The sequence below is a fragment of the Lentzea rhizosphaerae genome, from assembly GCF_042649515.1.
Classification (GTDB): Bacteria; Actinomycetota; Actinomycetes; order Mycobacteriales; family Pseudonocardiaceae; genus Lentzea; species Lentzea aerocolonigenes.
Window position 1 is genome coordinate 1 of record NZ_JBHRZI010000060.1, and the last position, 24573, is coordinate 24573.

The 24573-nt window shown below is 70.0% G+C and carries 17 protein-coding genes; 12 read left to right on the forward strand and 5 right to left on the reverse strand.

The window, feature by feature from the left end; translation table 11 throughout:
- From ACFOWZ_RS47765 to ACFOWZ_RS47775, 3 genes are all read right to left on the reverse strand, one after another.
- Nucleotides 1–1551 (reverse strand): Na+/H+ antiporter (locus ACFOWZ_RS47765; RefSeq protein ID WP_382381348.1); only part of this gene is annotated, 1551 nt, incomplete at its 3' end.
- Nucleotides 1552–1569: 18 nt separating this feature from the next.
- Nucleotides 1570–1878, reverse strand: coding sequence for a thioredoxin (gene trxA, locus ACFOWZ_RS47770; RefSeq protein ID WP_030467369.1), 309 nt, complete (start codon nt 1876–1878; stop codon nt 1570–1572).
- Complete coding sequence (locus ACFOWZ_RS47775; protein ID WP_382381350.1) at nt 1869–2255, reverse strand: MerR family transcriptional regulator; 387 nt, start codon at nt 2253–2255, stop codon at nt 1869–1871. The genes trxA and ACFOWZ_RS47775 overlap by 10 nt, the downstream gene beginning before the upstream one ends.
- A gap of 200 nt (nt 2256–2455) precedes the next feature.
- Here ACFOWZ_RS47775 and ACFOWZ_RS47780 point away from each other — a divergent pair, with 200 nt between their 5' ends.
- Both ACFOWZ_RS47780 and ACFOWZ_RS47785 read left to right on the forward strand, forming a co-directional pair.
- A complete protein-coding gene (locus tag ACFOWZ_RS47780; protein WP_382381352.1) occupies nt 2456–2908 on the forward strand; it encodes a winged helix-turn-helix domain-containing protein in 453 nt (150 codons plus the stop codon).
- A gap of 66 nt (nt 2909–2974) precedes the next feature.
- A complete protein-coding gene (locus tag ACFOWZ_RS47785; protein ID WP_382381354.1) occupies nt 2975–3844 on the forward strand; it encodes an aminoglycoside phosphotransferase family protein in 870 nt (289 codons plus the stop codon).
- Here ACFOWZ_RS47785 and ACFOWZ_RS47790 read toward each other — a convergent pair.
- Entirely contained in the window at nt 3821–4660 is an 840-nt protein-coding gene (locus ACFOWZ_RS47790) for a helix-turn-helix domain-containing protein (protein WP_382381356.1), read from the reverse strand. The genes ACFOWZ_RS47785 and ACFOWZ_RS47790 overlap by 24 nt on opposite strands.
- Nucleotides 4661–4715: 55 nt before the next feature.
- Here ACFOWZ_RS47790 and ACFOWZ_RS47795 point away from each other — a divergent pair, with 55 nt between their 5' ends.
- The 10 genes from ACFOWZ_RS47795 (at nt 4716) to ACFOWZ_RS47840 (ending at nt 22204) form a co-directional block, all read left to right on the forward strand.
- On the forward strand, nt 4716–5468 hold the full coding sequence (locus ACFOWZ_RS47795; RefSeq protein ID WP_382381358.1) for a nuclear transport factor 2 family protein: 753 nt from the start codon (nt 4716–4718) through the stop codon (nt 5466–5468).
- 6 nt (nt 5469–5474) lie between these two features.
- Nucleotides 5475–6281, forward strand: coding sequence for a protein-ADP-ribose hydrolase (locus ACFOWZ_RS47800; RefSeq protein ID WP_382381360.1), 807 nt, complete (start codon nt 5475–5477; stop codon nt 6279–6281).
- Nucleotides 6278–7066: a hypothetical protein gene (locus ACFOWZ_RS47805; protein WP_382381362.1), complete on the forward strand. Its 789-nt coding sequence runs from the start codon at nt 6278–6280 to the stop codon at nt 7064–7066. Before ACFOWZ_RS47800 ends, ACFOWZ_RS47805 begins: the two co-directional genes overlap by 4 nt.
- 307 nt (nt 7067–7373) lie before the next feature.
- Complete coding sequence (locus ACFOWZ_RS47810) at nt 7374–13886, forward strand: SDR family NAD(P)-dependent oxidoreductase (protein ID WP_382381364.1); 6513 nt, start codon at nt 7374–7376, stop codon at nt 13884–13886.
- Nucleotides 13874–17539 carry a beta-ketoacyl synthase N-terminal-like domain-containing protein gene (locus ACFOWZ_RS47815; RefSeq protein ID WP_382381366.1) on the forward strand — a complete coding sequence of 1222 codons (3666 nt, stop codon included), beginning with the start codon at nt 13874–13876 and terminating at the stop codon, nt 17537–17539. Before ACFOWZ_RS47810 ends, ACFOWZ_RS47815 begins: the two co-directional genes overlap by 13 nt.
- Entirely contained in the window at nt 17539–17799 is a 261-nt protein-coding gene (locus ACFOWZ_RS47820) for an acyl carrier protein (protein ID WP_030467361.1), read from the forward strand. Before ACFOWZ_RS47815 ends, ACFOWZ_RS47820 begins: the two co-directional genes overlap by 1 nt.
- Entirely contained in the window at nt 17792–18559 is a 768-nt protein-coding gene (locus ACFOWZ_RS47825) for an alpha/beta fold hydrolase (protein WP_382381368.1), read from the forward strand. The genes ACFOWZ_RS47820 and ACFOWZ_RS47825 overlap by 8 nt, the downstream gene beginning before the upstream one ends.
- A complete protein-coding gene (locus tag ACFOWZ_RS47830; RefSeq protein ID WP_382381370.1) occupies nt 18556–19683 on the forward strand; it encodes a glycosyltransferase in 1128 nt (375 codons plus the stop codon). Before ACFOWZ_RS47825 ends, ACFOWZ_RS47830 begins: the two co-directional genes overlap by 4 nt.
- Entirely contained in the window at nt 19680–21416 is a 1737-nt protein-coding gene (locus ACFOWZ_RS47835; protein ID WP_382381372.1) for a methyltransferase domain-containing protein, read from the forward strand. The genes ACFOWZ_RS47830 and ACFOWZ_RS47835 overlap by 4 nt, the downstream gene beginning before the upstream one ends.
- Entirely contained in the window at nt 21413–22204 is a 792-nt protein-coding gene (locus tag ACFOWZ_RS47840) for a hypothetical protein (protein ID WP_382381374.1), read from the forward strand. The genes ACFOWZ_RS47835 and ACFOWZ_RS47840 overlap by 4 nt, the downstream gene beginning before the upstream one ends.
- On the opposite strand, the gene ACFOWZ_RS47845 is transcribed toward ACFOWZ_RS47840, so the two are convergent.
- Complete coding sequence (locus ACFOWZ_RS47845; protein ID WP_382381376.1) at nt 22182–24416, reverse strand: exo-beta-d-1,3/1,6-glucosidase; 2235 nt, start codon at nt 24414–24416, stop codon at nt 22182–22184. The genes ACFOWZ_RS47840 and ACFOWZ_RS47845 overlap by 23 nt on opposite strands.
- Between the last annotated feature and the right edge of the window lie 157 nt (nt 24417–24573).

Genomic DNA, 24573 nt, shown 5'->3' on the forward strand with positions numbered 1-24573 from the left:
CACCTCCTCGACGTCCAGCCGCCGCTGCACCGCCCGCAGCACCGTGTCGTCGATCGCCGCCTCGTCGCGCAGCCGCACCACGGTCGCCCGCTTGTGCGCGATCAGTTCCAGCCGCAGCGTCGTGTACTCGAGCTCGGACTGCGCCACCTCCTCGTCACCGGCCTCCTTGGCCCGCCTGACCTCCAGGTGGTGTTCGTACTCGGCGAGCACGCGCTTGTAGACGACGTCCGACACGCCCACCTTGTCCGCGAGCGAGGGCAGTGCCTCGTAGGCCTCCTCGGAGGCCGTCGCCTGGGCCAGCCGGAGCTCCTCGTCCAGGGCCGTGTCCTCGGGCAGCTGGGAGAACCGGATGATCGACGGCAGCATCACCGACTGCACGACCAGCGTCAGCACGACCACGCCGGACGTGATCAGGACGATCTCCTCGCGGAACGGGAACGGGCCGCCTCCGACGACGGTCTCCGGCACAGCCAGCGCGGCGGCCAGCGACACGGCGCCGCGGAAGCCCGCAGCGGACGACACCAGGCGTTGGCGGGCGCCCACCCTGCGGAGACGTTGCTGGGGGCGGCGGTCGATGGCCCGGATGATGTACGGGGTCGTGTAGCTCCACAGCAGGCGCGTGCCCGCCACGGTCAGTGCCACCAGACCGATCGCGCCGGCCGCGGTGAGGATCTCCGAGCCGTCGAGCGAGCGGACGGCGCTGTTGGCCTGGAGTCCGATCAGGACGAAAAGGGCGCCGTTCAACAGGAACGTGGCGATGCTCCAGAACGCGGTGCTCACCTGGCGGGTGTCGGCGCGCACGATCCGCGGGCCGACACGGGCCAGCGTGAGGCCGCAGGTCACCACCGCGATCACGCCCGAGCCGTGGACGAGTTCGGCCAGCAGGAAGGCGGCGAACGGGGTGAGGATGCTGACGCAGGTCTCGTGCACGGGGTTGTCCAGGCGCTTGCGCACCTGCACGACGAGCCACGCCACGAGCAGCCCGGCCGCCGCGCCGCCCGCGTAGGACAGCAGCAGCCGGAAGCCGACGAGGCCGGTGCTGAACTGCTGTTCTCCGGTAGTGATGGCCACCGCGATCGCGTAGATGACCAACGCCGTGCCGTCGTTGATCAGCGACTCGGCGCGCAGGATCGTCGTGGTGCGGCGCGGCATGCCCCGTGCGATGGCCGAGACGGCGGTCGCGTCGGTCGGGGCCAGCGCCGCGCCGAGCACCCACGCCGGACCCCAGCCGAGGCCCAGCGCGTGGGCGACGGCCGCCACCGCCGCGGCGGTGGCGAGCACGAGCAGCGTGCTGAGCAGCACGATCGGGCGCAGGTTGCTGCGGATCTCCCGCAACGAGGTGTTGAGGCTCTCCCAGTACAGCAACGCGGGCAGGAAGATCAGCAGCATCGCTTCCGGCGGAAGGCTCACCGACTCCAGGGCCGGCACGAAGCCGAGCACCGCGCCGCACAGGACGAGCAGGACCGGGGCGGCGACGCGCAACCGTCCTGACGCGACGCTGCTCGCCAGGATGCACACGCCCAGCACCACTACGAGTTCGAGACCGAGCATGCGCTCAAGATAGGCGGGTCACGCGCTCAGCGCGGCATCCAGTTCGGCCAGCAGCCGGGACTTGGGACGCGCTCCCACGATCTGCCGGATCGGCACGCCGTCGCGGAACAACAGCATCGTCGGCAGCGACATGACCTGGTAGTCACGTGCGGTGGCGGTGTTCTCGTCCGCGTTGATCTTGAGCACCTTCAGGTCGTCTCGCTCGCGGTCGATCTCGTCGAGCACGGGCGAGAGCATGTGGCACGGTCCGCACCACTGCGCCCAGAACTCGACGAGCACGGTGCCGGTCCGCGTTTCAGAGGCGAACGTGGCGTCGGTCAGCTGCACTGGAACTCCTTGGGTTCGGCCACGAGGCACGGGTCTTGGAAGGCGAGCCTGGCCAGCAGGAACTCCCGGACGGTGTTGAGCCGGTCCAGACACGCGTCCACCTCGGCGAGCTTGCGCCGGTAGACCTCCCGCGAGTCCGGGCACGAGTCGCCGGACTCGTGGCCCGCGCGCAGGCACGCCACGAACGGCCGGGTGTCCTCCAGCGACATGCCGACGGCCTGCAACGACTGGATCTCCCGCACCAGCCGCAGGTCGTGGTCGTCGTACTCGCGGTAACCGTTGGACGTGCGTTGTGCCTCCAGCAAGCCCTGGGACTCGTAGAAGCGCAGCGCACGCGTGGTGGTGCCGGCTCGCTTGGCCAGTTCGCCGATCCTCATGGCAGGAACGCTAAACCTTGACGTGCACGTCAAGGCAAGGATCGCCTCGGTGTCCGACGGTTGTTCAGCACGTGGACGTCCTTGCCCGGGCGATCGGCCGGTCCCTAACGTGAGCCGCAGGCACTACCGGCACGCCCACCGTCGTGTCCTCAAAGGACAGATCACGCGAGGTCTCCCGAAGACCTGGCCGAGGAGGTGTCATGCGTTTCAGCATCACCATCGACACGGAGGACGAGGACACCGCGTTGCGGCTCCTCGGCGCGCTGAAGGACGTGGGCCTGGTGCAGGCTGCGGAACCGGTGCTCGAGGACGTGGACGTCCGGATCCTGCCGCACACGCGCCAGGTGCTCGTCCGGGACGTGCCCGTCGAGCTCACCAGGCTCGAGTTCGAGCTGCTGCTGCACCTGTGCGGGCACCCGGACCGCGTGCACCGCCGCCGTGAGCTGCTTTCGGCCGTGTGGGAGGTCGACGACGTGTACAGCGGTGCGCGCACGGTCGACGTGCACGTCCGGCGCGTGCGGCAGAAACTCGGTGACGCGGCGGACGTGATCCAGACCGTGCGCGGCGTCGGATACCTGGTCGCGTCGAACGGGCGCGTGCGGGTCGAGAGGTCGCGGAACGTGGTGCGCCTGGCCGACCGACGGGCGGGATAAAACAGGTTGCTCCGCCTGTCAGGCCCGGTGTTGCATGCAGGGACACCGCGCCTCGAAGGGGAGTGCATGCACGAGGACGAGATCGCGACGGACGTGTCCCTTGTGGACGAACTGATCCGCACGCAGTTCCCGCGCTGGCACGGACTCCCGATCACCCAGGTCCGGCACGGCGGCACCGACCACGCGATCTACCGGCTCGGCGACGAGCTCGCGGTGCGGCTCCCGCGCATCGAGTGGGCCAACGGCCAGGGCGACCGCGACGCCGTGAGGTTGCCGAAGTTCGCGCCGCACCTTCCCGTCGCGGTGCCGGAACCGCTGGAGCTCGGCGAACCCGCGCTGGGGTACCCGTACCGCTGGTCCGTGGTGCGCTGGCTCGGCGGCGACATCTCCACGATCGACGCCGTCGACGACGACACCGCGATCCGCTTGGCCGAGCTGGTGCAGGCGTTGCAGGGCGTCGACGCCACGGGTGAGCCGTGGACGACGTACCGCGGCCGCCTCTCTCCCGCCAGCGCTGACGAGAAAGTGCGCAGCTGCATCACCGAGATCGGCGGCGATCCGCGGCTGGTGAGGGTCTGGGAGGAGGCTCTCGACGCGCCGCGCTGGGACCGGCCCGGCCGCTGGCTGCACGCCGACCTGCACCGCGGCAACCTGCTCTTCACCGGCGGTGCGCTCACCGGCGTGATCGACTGGGGTTCCGCGGGCGTCGGTGATCCGGCAGGGGACCTCATGACCGCGTGGCTGTTCCTCGACGAACGCGGCCGCAAGGCGTTCCGGCGAGAGCTCGACTTCGACGACGCCACTTGGGCCCGCGCACGTGGATGGGCGTTGCACCTCGCGGTGCTCGCGTTGCCCTACTACCGCGACACGAACCCGTTCGTGGTCGGCATCGCGCAGCACGCGATCGACCAGCTACTGGCGGAACGCGCCTGGTGACACACCCGTCTCGCGGGTGAAGAACTTGGTGAAGTTCGTGGCCTCGCTGAACCCGAGCCGGTGCCCGATCGCCGCCGACGACAGGTCCGTGTGCACGAGCAGCCGTTTCGCTTCGAGCGCCACGCGGGCGTCGATCAACGCCTTCGCCGACCGCCCGGTCGCGGCGAGGCAGATGCGGTTGAGGCTGCGCAGCGAGTAGCCGATGCGGGCCGCGTACTCGGCGGCGTTGCGCGTGGTCGCGAACGAGCGTTCCAGTTCGTGCTGGAAGCGTTCGAACCGGGCGTCGCTGTGAGTGCTGCCGGCGTTCGTGGGGAGGCGGGCGAGGCGCAGCAGCAACGCGCCCAGCAGCTGCCGGAGCAGGTCGATCGGCTCGTTCGTGAGCAGGTTGCGGCGGTACTCCTGCCGGAGGTCGCCGACAGCGCGGGTGATGACGCCTTGCTCGGCCCTGGGGACCGTGCGCTGCGGCGGGCCGAACGGGTTGAGCAACGGGCGCGCGCCGTCCAGCGGAGGCGGGAAGGCGGGCGTGAAGAGCACCAGGAGCGCGTCGGCGTCGCCGTCGGGCAGGCGCAGCACGCGGCCGGGGGTGACGTGCAGCAGCGTGCCTGACGAGCACGGGTGGTCCACGAAATCGACCATGGTCGTCGCAGTGCCCTTGGTGAACAGGAACAGCTGGTGGAAGTCGGTGCGGTGCACCTTCGTGAACGTTTCCTCGCTGACCCGGCGGCGGAGAACGGCGAGATCGAGCACTTCCACGCCCAGCTGGCCCCGGTCGGGGTTGCTGAAGCCGAACTGGGCAACCTGTCCACTTTTGACCATGGTGAGGCGTGATCCTACCTCGTTTTCGGGGTGGTGCTGGGACATCTTTGGAGCCATGAACAACAAGGAACTGGTGCTCAAGGCCGCAGGTGAACTCTTCGGCGACAAGGACCCGTCCGCTGTGGACCGCTGGGTCGCCGCGGACTACCGCCAGCACAGCTCGCTGGCCGCAGACGGACCTGAGGCGTTGCGCGGGCTCGTCGCGAGCCTGCCGTCCGACTTCCGCTACGAACTGGCGCGCGTCATCGCCGACGGTGACCTCGTTGCGCTGCACGGGATCTACCACGGCTTCGCGCCGGAGCCGCTGGTCGCGTTCGACCTCTTCCGGGTGGCCGACGGCAAGCTCGCCGAGCACTGGGACGCGCTCACACCCGTGGTCTCCGAGACGGCGAGTGGCCGGTCCCAGACGGACGGACCCCAGGCGCCTTCGAGTGCCGACACCGAACAGAGCCGTGCGCTGGTCGCCGAGTTCGCCCAGCGGGTCCTGCAGGACGCCGACTACTCGGTGCTGACCGACTACATCTCGACCGAGACCTACCTCCAGCACAACCCGGAGGCCGCGGACGGCCTCGACGGCTTCGGCGCGGCCGCGGGCAAGTGGGCCGCGGAGGGCAAGAACCTCGTGTACAAGACCGTGCACCAGGTCGTGGCCGAGGGCGATCTCGTTCTGCTGCAGTCGGAGGGCGAGTTCGGCGAGCCGGTGGCGTACTGGGACCTGTTCCGCGTGCAGGACGGCAAGATCGTCGAGCACTGGGACGTGATCGCGCCGATCCCCGCCTCCCTGCCGCACTCCAACGGCCTGTTCTGAGTCGCGGTGCTCGTTTCCGACTACCGGCACGAGGTCGCGCTGGACGAGCCGTTCCGCCCGCTCAGCGCGCCCGCGCCGGTCGAGAAGCTCGACGCGTTGACGGCCCTCGCCCTGCGCATGCTCGACGTCCCGGTGCCGTCCGACGTCGATGCCCGCCGACGCTTGCTGCGCGCGGTGCTGACGGTCCGCTCGCCGGCGCCTCTGGATCCCGAGTTGATGGCCGTGCTGGATGCGTTGCTGGGCGGTGAACGCCAGCAACGGCTTGTGGGGTTGCCCGCGTCTGTTGTGGTGTGGCGCGGCGACATCACCCGGCTGATGGTGGACGCGATCGTGAACGCCGCCAACGACGCGCTGCTGGGCTGCTTCCAGCCGATGCACCCTTGTGTGGACAACGCGATCCACTCCGCCGCCGGACCCCGGCTGCGGGAGGACTGTCACCGGATCATGGTGCTGCAGGGCACGCCCGAGGCGACCGGCACCGCGAAGATCACCCGCGGCTACCACCTGCCTGCGTCCTACGTGCTGCACACGGTGGGCCCGATCGTGCGCGGGCCTCTGCTGTTGTCGCACGAGTCTTCGCTGGCATCGTGCTACCGGTCGTGTCTGGACCTGGCTGCTTCGGTGCCCGAGATCCGCACGCTGGCGTTTTGCGGTGTGAGCACCGGGATCTTCGGGTTTCCCAAGCGTGCGGCGGCGCGAATCGCTGTGGCTGAGGTTCGTTCGTGGTTGGGCCGGAATCCCGGCCGGTTCGATCGTGTGGTGTTCGTGGCGTTCAGCGCTCAGGACGAGGTCATCTACCGGGAGTTGTTGTGACGCTGGAACGGTGGCTCGACTCTGCGGACCGCGTGTTGATCGCGGCCGGTGCCGGGTTGTCGGCTGCGGCCGGCTACGACTACGCCGATGGTGCGCGGTTCGCGGAACTTTTTCCTGCGCTGCACCGAAAAGGCCTGTGGAACAGGTACCAGCTGATCGGGCTGCCGTTGCCGCCGCGGCTGCTGTGGGGCTACTTGTCGGTGCACGTCGACGACATCCGGTTCGGGGCTGCGCCGAACCCGGTGTATGCGCGGTTGCGGGAGATGGCCGGGGAGCGGGACCACTTCGTTGTGACGTCCAATGTGGATGGACTGTTCGCGCGCAACGGGTTCGCCTCGGAGCGGGTGTGGACGCCGCAGGGCGACTACGGCCGGTACCAGTGCGAGACGCCGTGCACGCGGGAGACGTGGCCGAGCCGACCGATCGTGTCGGCGGCGCTGGAGAGCTGTGACGCGTCGACCGGGGAGACGTCCGCCGTGCCGTCGTGCCCGCGGTGTGGGGGAGAGGTGTTCTTGAACGTGCACAAGGGGCCGGAGTACGTGCCCGATCACTACGAACCTGCCGGGCGTCGGTTGCGGGAGTGGCTGGGAGATGGGGTGCTGGTGATCGAGATCGGGGCCGGGTACAGCACGCCCGGGGTGATCCGGTGGCCGGTGGAGTCGCTGGTTCGGGGATTGTCCGGGGCTCGGCTGGTGCGGATCAACCGGGACCACGCGGAGGTGCCCGCGGACTTGGAGGGGCGGGCGCTGGCGGTGCGGGCGGATGTGGCGGAGGTGCTGGCGTGAGGGGGCCGCGGCCCGATGTTTTTCTTTCGACGAACTAGTACGCACTTCCCGTTCGAGGACCTCGCACGAGCGATGCGTGCGGCCGAGGCGGATGCCATAGCACGGCACGCCATCCGCGAACTGGCGTAGCGCGGCCCGCCATCTGGGGCCATTCGTCAGGTTACGTAAGTGAGAAAGTTTCATCACCCCTCTCGACGCCGCCGGTGGTTTGTGCGTACGGTTGGCCACGCAAAGTACTGGCGAGTAGGTAGCGAACTGAATTCCTTTCTCCCCACCCCTGCACGGTGAGGAAGCGAGCGCAGTGAACATGCTGTCGGATCGAGAACGGGTGCTGTGTCTGAGTCCGTTCAGCACCCCCAACCCGGCCTTCGTGGTCGCGGCCGAACGAGCGGGCGCGGTCGGCGTGCTCGACCTCGGGCCGGACGCTGCCGCTGATCTTGGCCGCGTCCTGAAGCGTCACCCGCGCGCGTTCGGGGTGCGGCTGCACGGGCCGTTGACGGTCGACCTGCCGGAAGAAGCCGACATCGTCGTCGTTGATCTCGCCGAGTATGTCCCCACCAAAGCTGAACTGGGCGAACGGCGAACGATAGTACTGGTCACCTCGGCGGCCGAGGCTGTCGAGGCGATCGAGTTCGGGGCTGCCGGGCTGATCGCCAAGGGCGCCGAATCCGGTGGCCGGGTGGGTGGTTCGCCCGCGTTCGTGTTGCTCCAGCAGGTGCTCGCGCTGACCGATCTGCCGGTCTGGGTGGGCGGGTCGATCGGGCCCGACACGGCTGCCGCGGCGGTCGCGGGTGGGGCGCGCGGAGTGGTGCTGGAAGGCCAGCTCACCCTGGTCGCGGAGGTTCGAAAACAGATTTCCGGCGAAATTGTCAACGCGGTCCGGATGATGGACGGCGCCGACACCGTCGTGAACGACGGGTTACGCGTGCATGTTCGGCAGAACGCGCTGGAAATAGGTCAGGAAGGCGCGTTCGCCGAATTCAACCGTACCTCGTTTGGAACCGTTGGAGGCGTGGTCGGCGCCATTCAGCGGGGCATTCGCGAGAATCTCACCCTGGCGGGTGAGCACCGCGCGATCCGTGCGGGCGGGGCGTTCTGCGACCGCGTGCCCGGCTTGCGCTACCCGATCGCGCAAGGGCCGATGACGCGGGTCAGCGACCAGCCCGCGTTCGCCGCGGCCGTCGCCGAAGGTGGTGCGCTGCCGTTCCTCGCGCTCGCGTTGATGGAGGGCGCGGCCGTCCGCGAGCTGCTCGTGCACACCGCCGAGAAGCTCAGTGACCGGCCGTGGGGCGTGGGCCTGCTCGGCTTCGCGCCGCCGGAGCTCCGCGCCAGGCAAATGGAAGCCGTGCTCGATACCCGTCCGAGGTACGCGATCGTCGCCGGTGGCACGCCCGCGCAGGCACGCGAGCTCGAGGACGCCGGCATCGAGGCGTTCCTGCACGTGCCGTCGCCCGCGCTGCTGCGCCGGTTCCTCGACGAGGGCGCGCGCAAGTTCGTCTTCGAGGGCTCGGAGTGCGGCGGGCACACCGGCCCCCGGACCAGCTTCACGTTGTGGCAGCAGCAGATCGATGTGCTCAAGGGGCGCGAGAAGGACGTCGTCGCGCTCTTCGCGGGCGGCATCCACGACGCTCGGTCGGCCGCGATGATCTCCGCGATGACCGCGCCGCTCGCGGCACGGGGCGCGGCGATCGGCGTTCTCGTCGGCACGGCCTACCTGTTCACCGAGGAAGCCGTCACGCACGGCGCGATCCAGCCGGTGTTCCAGCAGATCGCGATCGAGTGCGAGGACACCGCCCTGCTGGAGACCTCGCCCGGCCACGCGGTCCGGTGCGCGCAGTCGTCCTATGTGGACACGTTCGAGCAGACGCGGAAAGAGCTGGCCGGACTGCCGAAGCAGGAGAGCTGGGAGCGCCTCGAACAGCTCAACCTCGGACGGCTCCGGCTCGCGAGCCGCGGGCTCGTGCGCGATGAGCAGGGCCTGAAGGCGGTCGGCGAGGACGAGCAACGCCGCGAAGGCATGTTCATGATCGGCCAGGTCGCGACGCTGCGCTCCGAAACCACCACGATCGCCGAGCTGCACGAGGACATCGTCTCCGGCGTGCTGCCCGAGACCGGCGCGGACACCGTCGAACCCGAACCGCTGGACGTGGCCATCGTCGGCATGGCCGCGATCATGCCCGGCGCACACGACGTCGCCGAGTTCTGGGCGAACGTGCTCAAAGGCACCGACTCGATCACCGAGATCCCGCCGGACCGCTGGTCGCCGGAACGCTACGACAGCCCGTTCAGGTGGGGCGGCTTCCTCCCGCGCACGGCGTTCGACCCGCTCGCCTACGGCATCCCACCCGCCTCGCTGACCTCGATCGAACCGGCCCAGCTGCTGGCGCTGGAGGTCTCTGCCCAGGCGCTCAAGGACGCCGGCTACGCGACGCGCGTGTTCGACCGCGAACGCACGTCGGTGATCTTCGGCGCCGAGGCCGGTGCCGACCTCGCGAACGCCTACACGGTCCGCACCGCGTTGCCCGCGCTGGGCGTCCGCGGCCTGGACGACCACCTGCCGAAGCTCACCGAGGACTCGTTCCCCGGCGTGCTCGGCAACGTGATCGCCGGGCGGGTCGCGAACCGGCTCGACCTCGGCGGCGCGAACTACACGGTCGACGCCGCCTGCGCGTCCAGCCTCGCCGCACTCGACGTGGCGTGCAAGGAACTCGTCGGCGGCACCAGCGACATGGTGCTGTGCGGCGCGGTCGATCTGCACAACAGCGCGCACGACTACCAGATGTTCGCCTCGGTGAAGGCCTTGTCCGCCAAGGGCCGCTGCGCGACGTTCGACTCGACGGCCGACGGCATCGCGCTCGGCGAGGGCGTGGCCTGCGTGGTCCTGAAGCGACTCGCCGACGCCGAACAGGACGGTGACCGCGTCTACGCGGTGATCAAGGGCATCGGCGCGTCGAGCGACGGCCGGGCGAGGGGCCTCACCGCGCCACGTCCGGAAGGCCAGCAGCGAGCCCTCAAGCGTGCCTACGCGTCGGCGGGCGTGCCGGTGACCGACGTCGGCCTGGTCGAGGCGCACGGCACCGGAACCGTCGTCGGCGACCGCACCGAGCTGGCGTCGCTGACCGAGATGTTCTCCGGCGTCGAACCGGGCACCTGCACGATCGGCTCGGTCAAGTCGCAGATCGGCCACACCAAGTGCGCGGCGGGCCTGGCGGGCGTGATCAAGGCGGCGCTCGCCGTGCACACCGGCGTGCGGCCCGGCACGTTGCACGTCAAGCAGCCCAACGCTTTCTGGGACGCGCAGACCAGCCCGTTCACCTTCGGCCACCGCACGTGGGCGAGCAGCAACCGGGTCGCGGGCGTGAGCGCGTTCGGGTTCGGCGGCACGAACTTCCACACCGTGCTCGCCGGCTACACGGGCGCCGACGAGCCGCGCCACGGCCTGACGGTGTGGCCCGCCGAACTGTTCCTGATTCGCGGCGACGACCGGGCTGCGGCACAACGAGAAGCCGCCCGCCTCGCCGCACTGGTGGACTCCCGCACGCCGTTGCGCTCGCTGGCCGCGGCGTGCGGTGAAGGTACGGTCCAGGCCGCCTTCGTGGTCAGTGATCACGAGAGCCTGCGCGAGGCGCTCACGGACGTCGAGGCGTGGCGTTCGAGCGACGTGGTCCGGCTGCGGTCGGGCGAACGGCCGAAGATCGCGTTCCTGTACCCCGGTCAGGGCAGTCAGCGACCGGGCATGCTGCTCGACCTCGTCACGGCTTTCCCACGGCTGAAGGACTTCGTCGACGCCCGCTACGAGCGCGTGATGTACCCGCCGGCCGCGCTGACGGCCGAGGACGTCTCACGGCAGCGCGCGGAGATCACGGACACGCGCAACGCCCAGCCCACGCTCGGCATCGCCGGGCTGATGGTCACCGAGTTGCTCGATTCCGTTGGTGTGCGGCCGGATCTGGCCGGCGGGCACAGCTACGGCGAGCTCGTCGCGTTGTCCGCGGCCGGAGTCTTCGGGCCTGCCGAGCTGCTGGAACTGAGCGCGGCCCGCGCCGAGGCGATGCTGGAGGCCGTCGGCGAGGATCCCGGCACGATGGCCGCGGTCTCCGCACCGCTCGCCCAGGTCGAGGCGCTGCTGCCGGCGGACGTCGTGGTGGCCAACCACAACGCACCCGAACAGGTCGTGATCTCCGGACCGACCGAGGCCGTGCACAACGCCGTGGAGCTGCTGAAGAACGCCGGGCTGACGGTCAAGAACATCCCGGTCGCCGCCGCGTTCCACAGCCGGCTCATGGCGGGCGCCCGCGACCGGTTCGCGGCTCGTCTCGCGGCGACTTCGATCGGTGAGACGTCCTTCCCGGTCTGGTCGAACGTCACCGCCGAGCCGCACACCGACGTCCGGGACGGCCTGTCCGCGCAGCTCGCGGGCCGGGTGCGGTTCGTGGACCAGATCGAGTCGATGTACGCGGCGGGCGCGCGGATCTTCGTCGAGGCCGGGCCCGGTGGCGTGCTGACGTCGTTGGTGGGCAAGACGCTCGGTGACCGGCCGCACCGGGCGTTGCGCTGCGACGACCACGTGACGTTCCTGCGCACGCTGGCTGAGCTCGCGGCCGCGGGCGTCGAGGTGGACGCCGCGCCGCTGTTCGACGACAGGGCCGAACCGGCGACGATCTTGCCGCAACGGCCGTCCTGGTACGTGGATGGAGGACTCGTGCGGGACGCGAACGGCGACGCACTGCCCGGTGGGCTCCGGCCCGCGACCGAGTTCCCGACCCTGCGCACGGGATCGGGACTGGGACGCGACGAGATCGTCGAGAAGTTCCTGGACGGCATGCGGGACGCGGTCAGTGCCCAGCGCGACGTGCTGCTGAGCTACCTCGGCACCGCACCCGCCCCGGTTCCCGCGCCGATGCCGGTGATCGAGCAGACCGTGGTGGTTCCGGTGGCGGCGCCCCAGGAGGACGTCGCGACCGTGGTGCTGAGGACGATCAGCACCCGCACGGGTTATCCGGTGGAGATGCTCCAGCCGGGGCTGGACCTGGAAGCCGACCTGTCGATCGACTCGATCAAGCGCACGGAGATCGTCGGCGAACTGGTGGCCGAGCTGGGCGCGGCGGGTTCGGTGGACGAGCTCGCGCAGCTCAAGACGATCGAGGGCATCGTCGGCTGGTTCGGTGCCGCCGCTCCGGTCAGCGCTCCGGGGAAGGACGTCCGAGCGGTCGTGCTGCGGACGATCAGCACCCGCACGGGGTACCCGGTGGAGATGCTGCAGCCGGGGCTGGACCTGGAAGCCGACCTCTCGATCGATTCGATCAAGCGTGCGGAGATCGTGGGCGAGCTGGCCTCCGAGCTGGGGGCGACGGGTTCGGTCGACGAGCTTGCACAGCTGAAGACGATCGACGGGATCGTCGGCTGGTTCGGCGTTGGGCAAGAGGCGTCTGCAAGTACCACCAACTCGCAGTTGGTGGTACTTGCAGACGCGCCAACGAAGGGCCGGCTCGTCCGGCTCGTCCCGAAGGTCGTGCCGTGTGAGCCCGCCGAACCCGCCGACCTCACCGGCAAGACCGTGCTGATCATCGACGACAACGGCATCGGCCTCGAACTGGCCGACCTCCTCGAACGCCACACCGCCCGCCCGCGCATCGAGCCGACGTTCCCGGACGACCTGACCGGGATCGACGTCGTGATCAGGCTCGGCGCACGGCTGCCGGAAGCGTTCAGCGAGGTCAAGGCATGCGTGACCGGGAACGTCAACCTCGTCGTGGTGACCACCGGCGGCGGCACGTTCGGCTTCGACCACACGCCCGACGAGCTGCCCGCGGACATCGGCCTGCACGGCCTGATCCGCACGGCCGCGCTCGAGTACCCGGACCTCGTGGTGCGCGCGGTCGACGTCAACACCAAGGAAAGCCACCGCGACATCGCCACCGCGCTCCTCGCCGAGATCGGGCCGGGACCGGCCGTCGTCGGCTACCACGCGGGCAAGCGCCAGGTCATCGACGCGGTCCCCACTGAACTGGACACCGCAGCCCTCGACCTCGACGCCGACAGCGTTGTGCTGCTGACCGGTGGCGCCCGCGGCATCACCGCACTGGCCGCGACCGCACTCGCCGAACGCACCGGCTGCCACGTCGAGCTGATCGGCCGCACCCCGATCACACCGGAAGATCACAGGCTCAGCCACGCCACGACCGAGCCCGAGCTCGTGAAGGCGTTGTTCGAGCTCGGGGAAACCAAGGGCGTCCCCGCCAAGGCGCGCAAGATCCTCGCTGAACGCGAAGTTCGTCAGACCCTGGAACGGTTGCGCGCCAAGGCGTCCAGCGTCCGGTACCACGAGTGCGACGTCACCGACGCCGACGCCGTGGGCAAGGTCGTCGACGACATCAAGGCCAGGTTCGGCCGCCTCGACGGTGTCATCCACGGTGCGGGCGTGCTGGACGACAAGCTGATCGCGGACAAGACCCAGGAGTCGTTCGACCGCGTCTGGGCGACGAAGGTCAACGGCGCCAAGGCTTTCGACATCTCTGGCAAGGACGGCTTCCTGCTGCTGTTCGGCAGCGTCAGCGGGGTGTTCGGCAACCGCGGCCAGGCCGACTACTCGGCCGCGAACGACGCGCTCGACCGCATGGCCAGGTTCTGGGGCACCCAACGGCGGGTCGTCGCCGTCGACTGGGGTCCCTGGGCCGGTGCGGGCATGGCCGTCGGGCTCGCCGACGAGTACGCGCGGCGCGGCATCCCGCTCATCGAGCCGCGCCACGGCGTCGACGCGTTGCTGAACGAGATCGCGAACGGTCAGGACGTGCAGGTGGTCTACCGATGGGAGGCATAGCGATCGTCGGGATCGGTGCCGTCTTCCCCGGCGCTCCCGATGCCACGACGTTCTGGCGCAACATCGTCTCCGGCGTCGACGCGATCGGGCAGATCCCGCCCGGCCGCTGGGACCCGGCCACCTACTACGACCAGGACAGCACCACCGGCGACAGGTTCTACTGCCGCAAGGGTGGTTTCGTCGACGACCTGGCGGAGTTCGACCCGACCAGGTTCGGCATCATGCCGTCCACAGTGGACGGCGCGGAACCCGACCAGCTGCTCGCGCTCGCCACGGCCGCGGAGGCCATCGCGGACGCGGGCGGTGAAGCGGCACTTCCCGACCGGGACCGCGTCGGCGTGGTCGTCGGCCGCGGCGGTTACCTCACGCCCGGTTGCGCGCGTCTTGACCAGCGCGTCCGGCTCGCCGACGAGGTCGTGTCCGTGGTGCGGGACCTCTTCCCGAACCTGGCGGGCACTGACCTGACCACAGTCAGGAAAGCCATCCGGGACCGGCTGGGGCCCGAGCAGCCCGAGGCGTCGATCGGCCTGGTCCCGAACCTCGCGGCGTCCCGGATCGCCAACCGGTTCGACCTCAAGGGCACCGCCTACACCGTCGACGCGGCCTGCGCGTCCGGGCTGGTCGCCGTCGAGCACGCCGTCCGCGAGCTCCAGGAGGGCCGCGCGGACGCCATGCTCGCCGGCGCCGTCCACGTCTGTCACCACCCGACCTTGTGGAGCGTGTTCACCCAGCTCCGCGCGCTGAGTCCGAGCGAGCGCATCCGGCCGTTCGACGCGAGCGCCGACGGCACGCTGCTGTCCGAGGGCGTCGGCATGGTCGTGCTGAAGCGCCTCGAAGACGTCGGCGACGAACGCGTCTACGCGGTGATCCGCGGCATCGGCACCGCGAGCGACGGCCGCGCGACCAGCATGATGACGCCCAACCCCGACGGCCAGCTCCTGGCCGTGCGACGGGCCTGGGCGAACGCGGGCCTCGACCCGCACGAGAGCGCGCCGGGCTTGATCGAGGCCCACGGCACCGCCACGCCCGCCGGTGACGCCGCCGAGCTGCAGACGATGATCAACGCGTTCGGTGACCAGGGCGACGAGATCGGCATCGGCACGGTGAAGTCGATGATCGGCCACGCCATGCCCGCCGCCGGGATGGCCGGGCTGATCAAGGCCGCCCTCGCCCTGCACCACAACACGCTGCCGCCCACGCTGCACGTCGAGAAGCCGCACAGCTCGTTGCAGGGCACCAGGTTCACGCCGGTGACGACCGCCCGCGAGTGGACCGGACCGCACCGCGCGGTGGTGAACGCCTTCGGGTTCGGCGGGATCAACGCGCACGCCGTCCTCGACGGCCACACGATCGCCAAGCCCCGCAAGCCCGTGATGACGTTCGCCGCCGACACCGCGGAGGAACTGGCCAGGGCGCTGGAGGAACGCCGCACGTCCAGCGCCGACCGCGCGTTCCGGCTCGCCGTCGGCAACCCGGACGAGCGCAAGCTCGAGCTCGCCGAACGCGTGCTCGCCCAGGGCAAGGCGTGGCCGGGCCGGCACGACATCTGGTTCTCGCCGCAGCCGTTGGTGACCAGCACGGACCAGGTCGCGTTCCTGTTCCCCGGCTTCGAACGCGAGTTCAGCGGTGAGGTCGTCGACCACGCCGTGGCGTTGCTGCAGGACGGCCGCCGCGAGGCCCGTGAGCTGATGGCGCTCGGCATCACGCCGGGCGCGCTCGCCGGGCACAGCATGGGTGAGTGGACCGCCATGGTCGTCGGCGGCATCTACCCGACGATCGACGAGTTCGTCGGCGCGCTCGGGCCTGGCGCGGTCGCCGTCGTCGACATCGCTTACGCCGCACTGGGGTGCTCCGCCGACACCGCCGAGCAGTACCTCACCGAGACCGTGACGATCAGCCACGACAACTGCCCGCACCAGTCCGTGATCTGCGGTCCGATCGACGACCTCGAACGGGTGCTGGAGAAGCTCAAGGCCAACGGCGTGATGGCGCAGCTGATGCCGTTCCGCACGGGCTTCCACACCCCGGCGCTCGCGCCGTACCTGGGGCAGGCCGGGGAGATGCTCGACCGGCTGCCGGTCCGCGAGTCGGACGTTCCGGTGTGGTCGGCGAACTCCCTCGAACCGATGCGCGCGGACGACGTGCGCGAGCTGGTCCTGCGCCACCTCGTCGAGCCCGTGCGGTTCCGTCCGTTGCTGGAACGGCTGCACCAGGCCGGTTTCCGCGCGTTCGTCCAAATCGGACAGGGAAGTCTGCCGGGTTTCGTCGGCGACACGCTCTCCGACCGGCCGCACGTCGCCGTGAACGCGGACATCGCGCCGGAAGCGTTGTGGGCGTTCGGGCTGAAGCGCGGCACGGCCCACAAGGTCAAGCTCCGGCTCGGCACGCCGAAGATCAAGGTCGACCCGCTCGGCGCGGAACCGGTGCTGGTCGCCGACGACACCCCGATGTCGGCCGCGGTCAACGCGTTGCTCGCCCACACCAACGCCGTCGCCCGCGAGGTGGTCAGCGCGCTGCGGCCGAACGAGGCCGGGTTCACCCGCGAGTTCTCGTTGCGCACCATGCCGGAGCTCGTCGACCACTCGGTTTTCCCACAGCCGCCCGGCTGGACCGACCTCTCCGACGGGTTCCCGATCGTGCCCGCGACCGGTCTGCTGGAGGTGTTCGCGGATGCCGCGCGCAGGCTCACCGGCGGAACCGTGCACGGGTTCGCGCAGGTGAAGGCCAAGCGCTGGCTCACCGCACTGCCCGCGACGACCGTGAAGGTCTCCGCCCGTGCGGAGGGCCCGGACCGGGTCGTCGTCAAGGTCGGCGACTACGCCGAGGGCGTCGTGCTGATGACGCCGGTCGCCGTGCAACCGGTCGGCAAGGAGCTCCAGGGCGTCCGTGAGGCTCCCGTCTCGGCCCAGGAGCTGTACAGCGACAACTGGATGTTCCACGGACCTGCGTTCGCGGGCGTCACGAAGATCGACTGCCTGGCGGACAACGGGATCGCGGGCGTGCTCACGCCGTTGCCCGCACCGGGTGCGTTGCTGGACAGCGCCGGACAGCTGATCGGGCACTGGATGCAGGTCAGTCGCACCGAGGACCAGACCGTGCTGCCGACAGGGATCGAGCAGGTCTCTTTCAGCGGACCTGCTCCCACGGGCGACGTCCGGTGCACTGCCTGGATCCGCGAGGTGACTGCCCAGGAGATGGTCGCCGACGCCGAGCTGACCGTGAACGGCGAGCTGTGGTGCCGCATCACCGGCTGGACCACCCGCCGGTTCACCACGGACGACCGGATCTGGCAGGTCAAGCTCAAGCCGGGCACCGAAATGCTGTCCACTCGCGACAGTGAGTGGCTGCGGGTCGTCGAGAACTGGTCCGACAGCGCCACGCGCGACCTGATCATGCGCCGGTACCTGAACTCCACCGAGAGACGGCACTACGGCGAGCTGGACGTGCCCGCGCAACGGGACTGGCTGCTGCGCGTGATCGCGGCGAAGGACGCCGTGCGCGCGTGGCTGTGGGACCGCGGGGCCGGGCCGATCTACCCGGCGGAACTGACCGTCGACGTCTCAGGCCGGGTGCGCGGCGCGTTCGCCGTGCCGCGGGTCGAGGTCGTCGCGGAACGAGGAACAGCAGCAGCCAGGGTGAGGACGGAGAACTGATGGACGAGGTGCTGCAGCAGGTCGCCAAGCTGATCACCGAGGTGGTCGGGGCAGACTTCCTGCTGGGCGTGGAGATCACCCGCGACACCACGTTCAGCGACGACCTGGGACTGGAGTCGATCGAGTTCGTCGCGCTGGCGGACAAGCTCAACGCGCACTACGGCGTCGACCTCGTGGCGTTCCTCGCGGACATGGACATCGACGAGATCATGGCGATGTCCGTGGGCCGTCTCGTCGACCACATCACGGCTCGTGTCTGACGTTCACGCCCGCGGGCTGCGCTTCCACGTGCAGCGGCTCGGGCCCACCGACGCGCCGACCGTGGTGTTCGTGCACGGGCTGGTGATGGACAACCTGTCCAGCTTCTACTACACGCTCGCCGCACCGCTGGCCCAGGCCGGGTTCGGCACCGTGCTGTTCGACCTGCGCGGGCACGGCCTGTCCGAACGGCCGCCGTCCGGTTACACGCCCGAGGAAAGCGCACTCGACCTCGTCGCCGTGCTGGACGAGATCGGCGTGACCGAGCCGGTTTTCCTGCTGGGCAACAGCTACGGCGGCGTCGTCGCGATGCACGCCGCGGTCCAGGCTCCCGAGCGGGTCGGCGGCGTCGTGCTCGTCGAGTCGGCCGTCGGGGGCGTGGTCGGCGACGCGTGGTTCGAGGACATCACGAACACGTTGACGGTCGCCGCTCTGGGCCTGGAGTTCGACCGGACGCAGGACCAGTTGATGGCTCTGGGCCAGCGGAAGATCGCGAAGCTCGCGGTGAACGCCCACGCGTTGCTCAACGGCACCACGCTGATCGACGACCTCGGCTCGGGCGCGAAGCTCGACCTCACCCAGGTCCAGTGCCCGGTGCTCGGGGTCTTCGGCTCGGAGTCCGAGCTGATCGGGGCCGCGGCCGAGCTGCAGGAACGGATTCCGTCGTGCCGGCTGCACGTGGTGTCCGGGCTGGGGCACACGGTTCTGCGGGAAGCCACGGCCGAGCTGCTCGACGTGCTGCTGGACTGGTTGCCGTCATGAGCCGGTTCCTGTTCGTGGTGCCGCCGCTGACCGGCCACGTCAACCCGACCGCGTCCGTGGGCGGCGAACTCCTGGCGCGCGGCCACTCCGTGGCGTGGATCGGGCATCCGGGCACGCTCGCGCCGTTGCTGCCGGACGACGCGCAGATCTTCCCCGCGATCGACGACGTCCTGGAGGCGGACATCCGGGCGAAGCGGGAGCGGTGGCTCGCGTTGCGCGGGATGGCGGTGCTGAAGTTCTTCTGGGAAGAGTTCCTCATCCCGCTCGGCCACGCGATGGTGCCCGGTGTGTCGGACGCGGTCGCGTTGTTCGGCCCGGACGTGGTGGTCGCCGATCAGCAGGCGCTGGCAGGGCCGTTGGTGGCTCGGACCGCGGGCCTGCCGTGGGTGACGTCGGCGTCGACGTCGGCGGAGCTGGTGAATCCGTTGAGGACGATGCCGAAGGTCGACGCGTGGGTGCGGGACCTGCTGCACGACTTCGCGGGCGGGGACATCAGATTCTCCGACCGGCTGGTGTTGGTGTACAGCTCGGCGGCGCTGGTGGGGGAGGAGTTCGGCGAGGAAGTGGCCTTCGTGGGCCCGGCACTCGCGCACCGGGTGGAGCGGGTGGACTTCCCGTGGGAGCGCCTGACCGAACGGCGGCGCGTTCTCGTTTCCCTCGGCACCCTGAACGGCCCGGCCGGCGAGCGCTTCCTCAGCCAGGCGCTGGAAGCCGTGGCCGGACTGGACCTCCAGGTCGTCATGGTGGCCGAGCCGCGGCCCGCGCCCCCGAACGTCCTGATGCTGCCGTCGGTGCCGCAGCTCGCGTTGATGCCGCACCTCGACGCGGTCGTCACGCACGGCGGCCACAACACGGTGTGCGAGGCGCTGGCGCACGGGTTGCCGCTGGTCGTGGCGCCGATCCGGGACGACCAGCCGACCGTTGCCGCCCAGGTCGTGGCGGCCGGGGCCGGCGTGCGGCTGACCTATTCGCGGGCGCGTGCCGCAGATATTCGCAGTGCATTGGAATCCGTGCTGGACGAGCCGGAGTACACGGCCGCCGCGGAGCTGGTGCGGGAGTCGTTCTTGGCGGCAGGCGGCGCAGCGGCCGCGGCCGACCGACTGGAGAAGGTGGTGGCCGGGTGATCCTCACCGTGCTGGTGGTGCTCGTCGTCCTCTTGGACGTGCTGCGCCTGCGTTCCCGCGCGTCCAAACTGCGTGTGCTCTCCCAGGGGGCGGGCGAGCACACGCTTCTGGCTGCTACGGGCGTGCATCCCGAAGGTTCGTGGCAGACCGAGGACGATCTCGTCGACCTCGTGCCGTCCGACCTGCCGACGGTCGCCGCGCTCGACCTGCTCGGCTCCGTCGACCCGGCCAAGTACCGCGACGACCAGTGGGCGCGCGGGATCAGCGCGTCGCAGGCCGTGCTCGTGCGGCCGGAGTACGCGGAGGAGATCAACCGCGACGACCCCACGGAGTTCGTCGCGTTCGTGCGGCGGGTCAAGGACCACGTGCGGGCGCGGGTCGACATCGCGGTCGCGCCGGGGCTGAAGGCCGGGCCGTACGACCTCGGGTACCGCGCGGCGACGTTGCGGCAGTTCGGGAAGCGGCCGTCGCTGTGGATCGCGGGGTCGGTCATCGGCTACGCGGCCGTGGTCGGCGCTCTGGTCACCGACTGGCGGTGGGGGCTTGCCGCACTGGCTGCCTACTGGGCGCACCCGGTCCTGGTGTTCGCCGGAACGCCGTTGAAGCCTCGTGACCTGTGGGTGCCGCGGTTCGTGCGCACGCCGTACCTGTGGTTCTCCACGGCCGGTGGCAAGAAGTCCACGGCCGAGCGGCGCCAAGCTGAGCACCTGAAGCAGGCGACGCCCTGGTACGAGCAGAACCGCGACCGGAACTTCCACGAGAAGCCGCGCGAGGACTGCCCGTCGTGCGGCAGCCAGGACCTGCGCCGGTGGGTCACCGCCACGGACCTGGTGCAGCGCAAGCCCGGCACGTTCACCATGGACCGCTGTGTCCGATGTGGACACGTCTGGCAGAACCCGCGACTGTCCGAAGAGGGCCTCGGCTTCTACTACCGCGACTTCTACGACGGCCTCGGCGAGACGTCGGCGGAGGCGGTGTTCTCCGGCAAGAACGATCCTTACTACGGCCGGGCGCGGCTGGTGGAACCGTTCACGAAGCCCGAGCGGTGGCTGGACGTCGGCTCCGGACACGCGCACTTCTGCCTGGCAGCCAAGGAGGTTCTGCCGCAGACGACGTTCGACGGGCTGGACCAGGGCGCGGCGATCGAGGACGCGGCCAGGCTCGGCCGGATCGAGCAGGCCTACCGGGGCAGCTTCAAGGAGTTCGCGGGCGAGCTCAAGGGCCGTTACGACGTGATCAGCATGCACCACTACCTGGAACACGTGCGGGATCCGTGGGAAGAGCTCGACATCGTGGCCGACGTGCTGCCCGACGGCGGGTACCTGCTGATCGAGCTGCCGGACCCGGAGTGGCGGCTCGGGCGGTTGTTCGGGAAGTACTGGATGCCGTGGTTCCAGCCGCAGCACCAGCACATGATGCCGATCGGCAACCTGGAGCACGCGCTGGCCGACCGCGGCCTGACCACCGTGGCCACGGAACGGTCGAAAGCCCACCTCTGCAACGACTTCACGCTCGCGTTGCTGCTGTTCCTCGGCAACATCGCACCGCGCACGCCCGCGCCGTGGCGTCCGGAACGCGTGCGGTTGCGCAGGACCCGCAGCTTCCTGGTGTGGTCGCTGGGAATCCCGGCGTTCTTCGTCGCGATGGCGTTGGACCAGACGGTGAACCGGTTCCTCGCGCACCGCAGCGACCGCGGCAACGCCTACCGCCTGCTGGCGCAGAAGACGTCGTGATCGACATCGCGGATCGGCCTGAGATCGCGCCGGAGCTCAGGCTGGTGCCGCACGCGTTCCGGCGCACGTTCGGCAGGCCCGCTCAGGGCGTCTGGTACGCGCCGGGCGTGCTGAACCTGCTCGGTGGCGCTCTCAAGGTGCCCGCGAAGTGGGGCGCGATTGTCGCGGGCGATCAGCGCGACGACGGCAGGCTCGAACTGGTTTCGGTGAACCGGCCGACCGAACGCGCCCTCCTGCCGTCCGACGAGGTCCCGGCCTGGGCGGCACCGGTAGCCGGCATGTCGGGTGGCGCCACCCTGATGTGCAGCGTCGACCTCCCCCGGGGCAGTGGCCTGTCGGCGGGCGAAGCGCTCCGAACGGCAGTGGCCCTGGCGCTACGCGATCTCTCCAACACCCCTTTCGCTCACGATGAACGGCGCATTCGTTCACCTCAGGTGGACAAATGCGCCGTTCATCGTTTACTCGTGGTGGATACGCGGGTGCGCAGGATGGAAGCGCAGGTGGAGCGGCCGTACGCGTGGGATGGCGGCGATCTTGGGGCGGCGTTGACGGCGTACCACCGGGCACAGGATCCGGATCCGGAGCAGGACGCGGTGGTGCGTGCCGCAATGGCCGCGGGTGCGCGTGGTGCCAGCATGCTGGTCGACCCGCCGGGCAGGCCCGCTGTCGCACTCGTCGACGCGGACCTGGTCCCGGCGGTGAAGAAGGCGATCACGAAGGCGGTGGAGGTTCCTCCCCGCTACCTCACGATCGTTCCCGGTCCCTTCAGAACTGAGGCTTTACGGTGAACTCGGCCCGGCGCAGGTCCTTCGAGCTCGGCCCCACGAGCAGGACGAACTCGCCGGGCTCCACCACGCGGTTGCCCGCGGCGTCGACGATCGTGCACGCGGCGACCGGGAGCTCGAGGTCGACCTTCACGGTCTCGCCGGGCTCCACGTCGACCTGCCTGAACGTCTTGAGCTCCTTGTCCGCCCAGCTCACCGACGTGACGGCGTCGCTGACGTAGACCTGGACGGTCTCGCGCGAGGGCCGGGAGCCGGTGTTGGTCAGCGTGATCGAGGCGCGGACGGTCTCGTCCGGCCGCAGCACCGCCGTCTCGACGTGCAGCTCGCCGTACTCGACCGTCGTGTACGACAGGCCCTCGCCGAACGCGAACGCCGGCTCCTGCGTCAGGTCGGCGTAGCGCGAGCCGTGCTGGCCGCGGATCTGGTTGTAGTACGTCGGCTGCTGGCCCGCGTGCGCCGCGAACGAGATCGGCAACCGGCCGCTGGGCTCGACCAGGCCGTGCAGCACCTCGGCGATCGCCCGGCCGCCCTGCATGCCGGGGTTCGCGACCCACAGCAGCGCGGCGGCGTTGCGAGCCGAGGCGGGCAGCACCAGCGGCTTCGACGCGAGCAGCACCACGACCAGCGGCTTTCCCGTCTCGGCGAGCGCGTCGAGCAGGGCGATCTGGCCGCCGATGAGGTCGAGCGTGGCGGTGGACCGTCCCTCGCCGACCAGTTCGATCTGGTCACCGACGACGGCGACCACGTAGTCCGCGTCCTCCGCGGCAGCGACCGCCTCGGCGATCAGGTTCGCGTCCGGCGCGCACGGCTGGACGATCTTCGGGCGCGGCTGGCCGTCCGGGAACGTGTCGCCCTCGGGGTCCGGTTCGAGCGTCAGGATGTCGGCACCACGCGCGTAGGTGACCTCCTGCGAGGAGAGCTCGCGCAGTCCGTCGAGGACCGTGGTGATCATCTCGCGCGGGTGGCCGGTGGGCAGCCAGTCGGCCTGACCGGACGACCCGGCCCAGTCGCCGAGCTGGGTCTGGGCGTCGTCGGCGAGAGGACCGACGACGGCGATCTTGCCCTTCTTGAACGGCAGCACGCCGTCGTTGCGCAGCAGCACCAGCGACCGGCGCGCGACCTGGAGGTTCAGCGCCACGTGGTCGTCGTGGTTGATCATGACGCGCTGGCGTTCGGCGTCGGGCCTGCGCGGGTTCTCGAACAGGCCGAGGTCGAACTTGAGCGTGAGGATCCGGGTGACCGCGCGGTCGAGGTCGGACTCGGCCAGCAACCCGTCCTCGACGGCCTGGAGCGCCCCCTCGAAGAACTGCGGGGTCGTCATGATCATGTCGTTGCCCGCCCTGACGGCGGCCGCGGCGGCGTGGGCGTAGTCGGGCTGGAGCTTCTGCTCCCAGACCATGCGGCCGACGTTGTCCCAGTCGGTGATCAACGTGCCCTGGTAGCCCCACTCGCCGCGCAGCACCTCGTCGAGCAGCCACGAGTTGACCGTGATCGGCACGCCGTCGGTGGTCTGGTAGCCGAGCATGAACGTCGCGCAGCCCTCCTTCGCGACCCGTTCGAACGGCGGCAGGAACCAGCTGCGGAGCTTGCGCCGCGACAGGTCGGCCTCACTCGCGTCCCGGCCGCCCTGCGTCTCGGAGTAGCCGGCGAAGTGCTTGGCGGTGGCGAGGATCGCGGTGTCGTCTTTCAGCCCGTCGCCCTGGTAACCGCGGACCATCGCGGCCGCGAGCTCGCCGATCAGCACCGGATCCTCGCCGAACGTCTCGTCGACGCGGCCCCAGCGCAGGTCGCGCGCGATGCACAGGACAGGGGAGAACGTCCAGTGCACACCGGTCGCGGCGGCCTCGACGGCGGTGACCCGTGCGACCTGCTCGACCAGCTGCGGGTCCCAGGTCGCGGCCATGCCGAGCTGGGTCGGGAAGATCGTCGCGCCCTCGTAGAACGAGTGCCCGTGAATGCAGTCCTCGGCGATCAGCAACGGGATCCGCAACCGTGTCCGCGTGGTGAGGTCTTGCGCGCGCAGCACTCGTTCGGGCGAGGTGTGCAGGATCGAGCCGACGTGCTTGCGCAGCACGTGGTCGTCCAGGTCCTCCCTCGAGTCCAGCTGCATCATCTGGCCGACCTTCTCGGGCAGCGTCATGCGGCCCAGGAGGTCCGCGACCCGGTGTGCGGTCGGCAGCGTGGCGTCGAGGTAGGGCACGTCGTCGCGATCCATGTGGTCTCCGAGAGGGCTCGTGCGGCGGCAGCGTCTATGGGAGCGCTCTCACGATGATTACCCGAAACCGGTTCCGCGCGATACCGGTTTCCCGGATTCCGGTACAAACGAATCGTTCGAGTAACCCGAACGCGACAAACCGGCTGCTCCTTCGAGC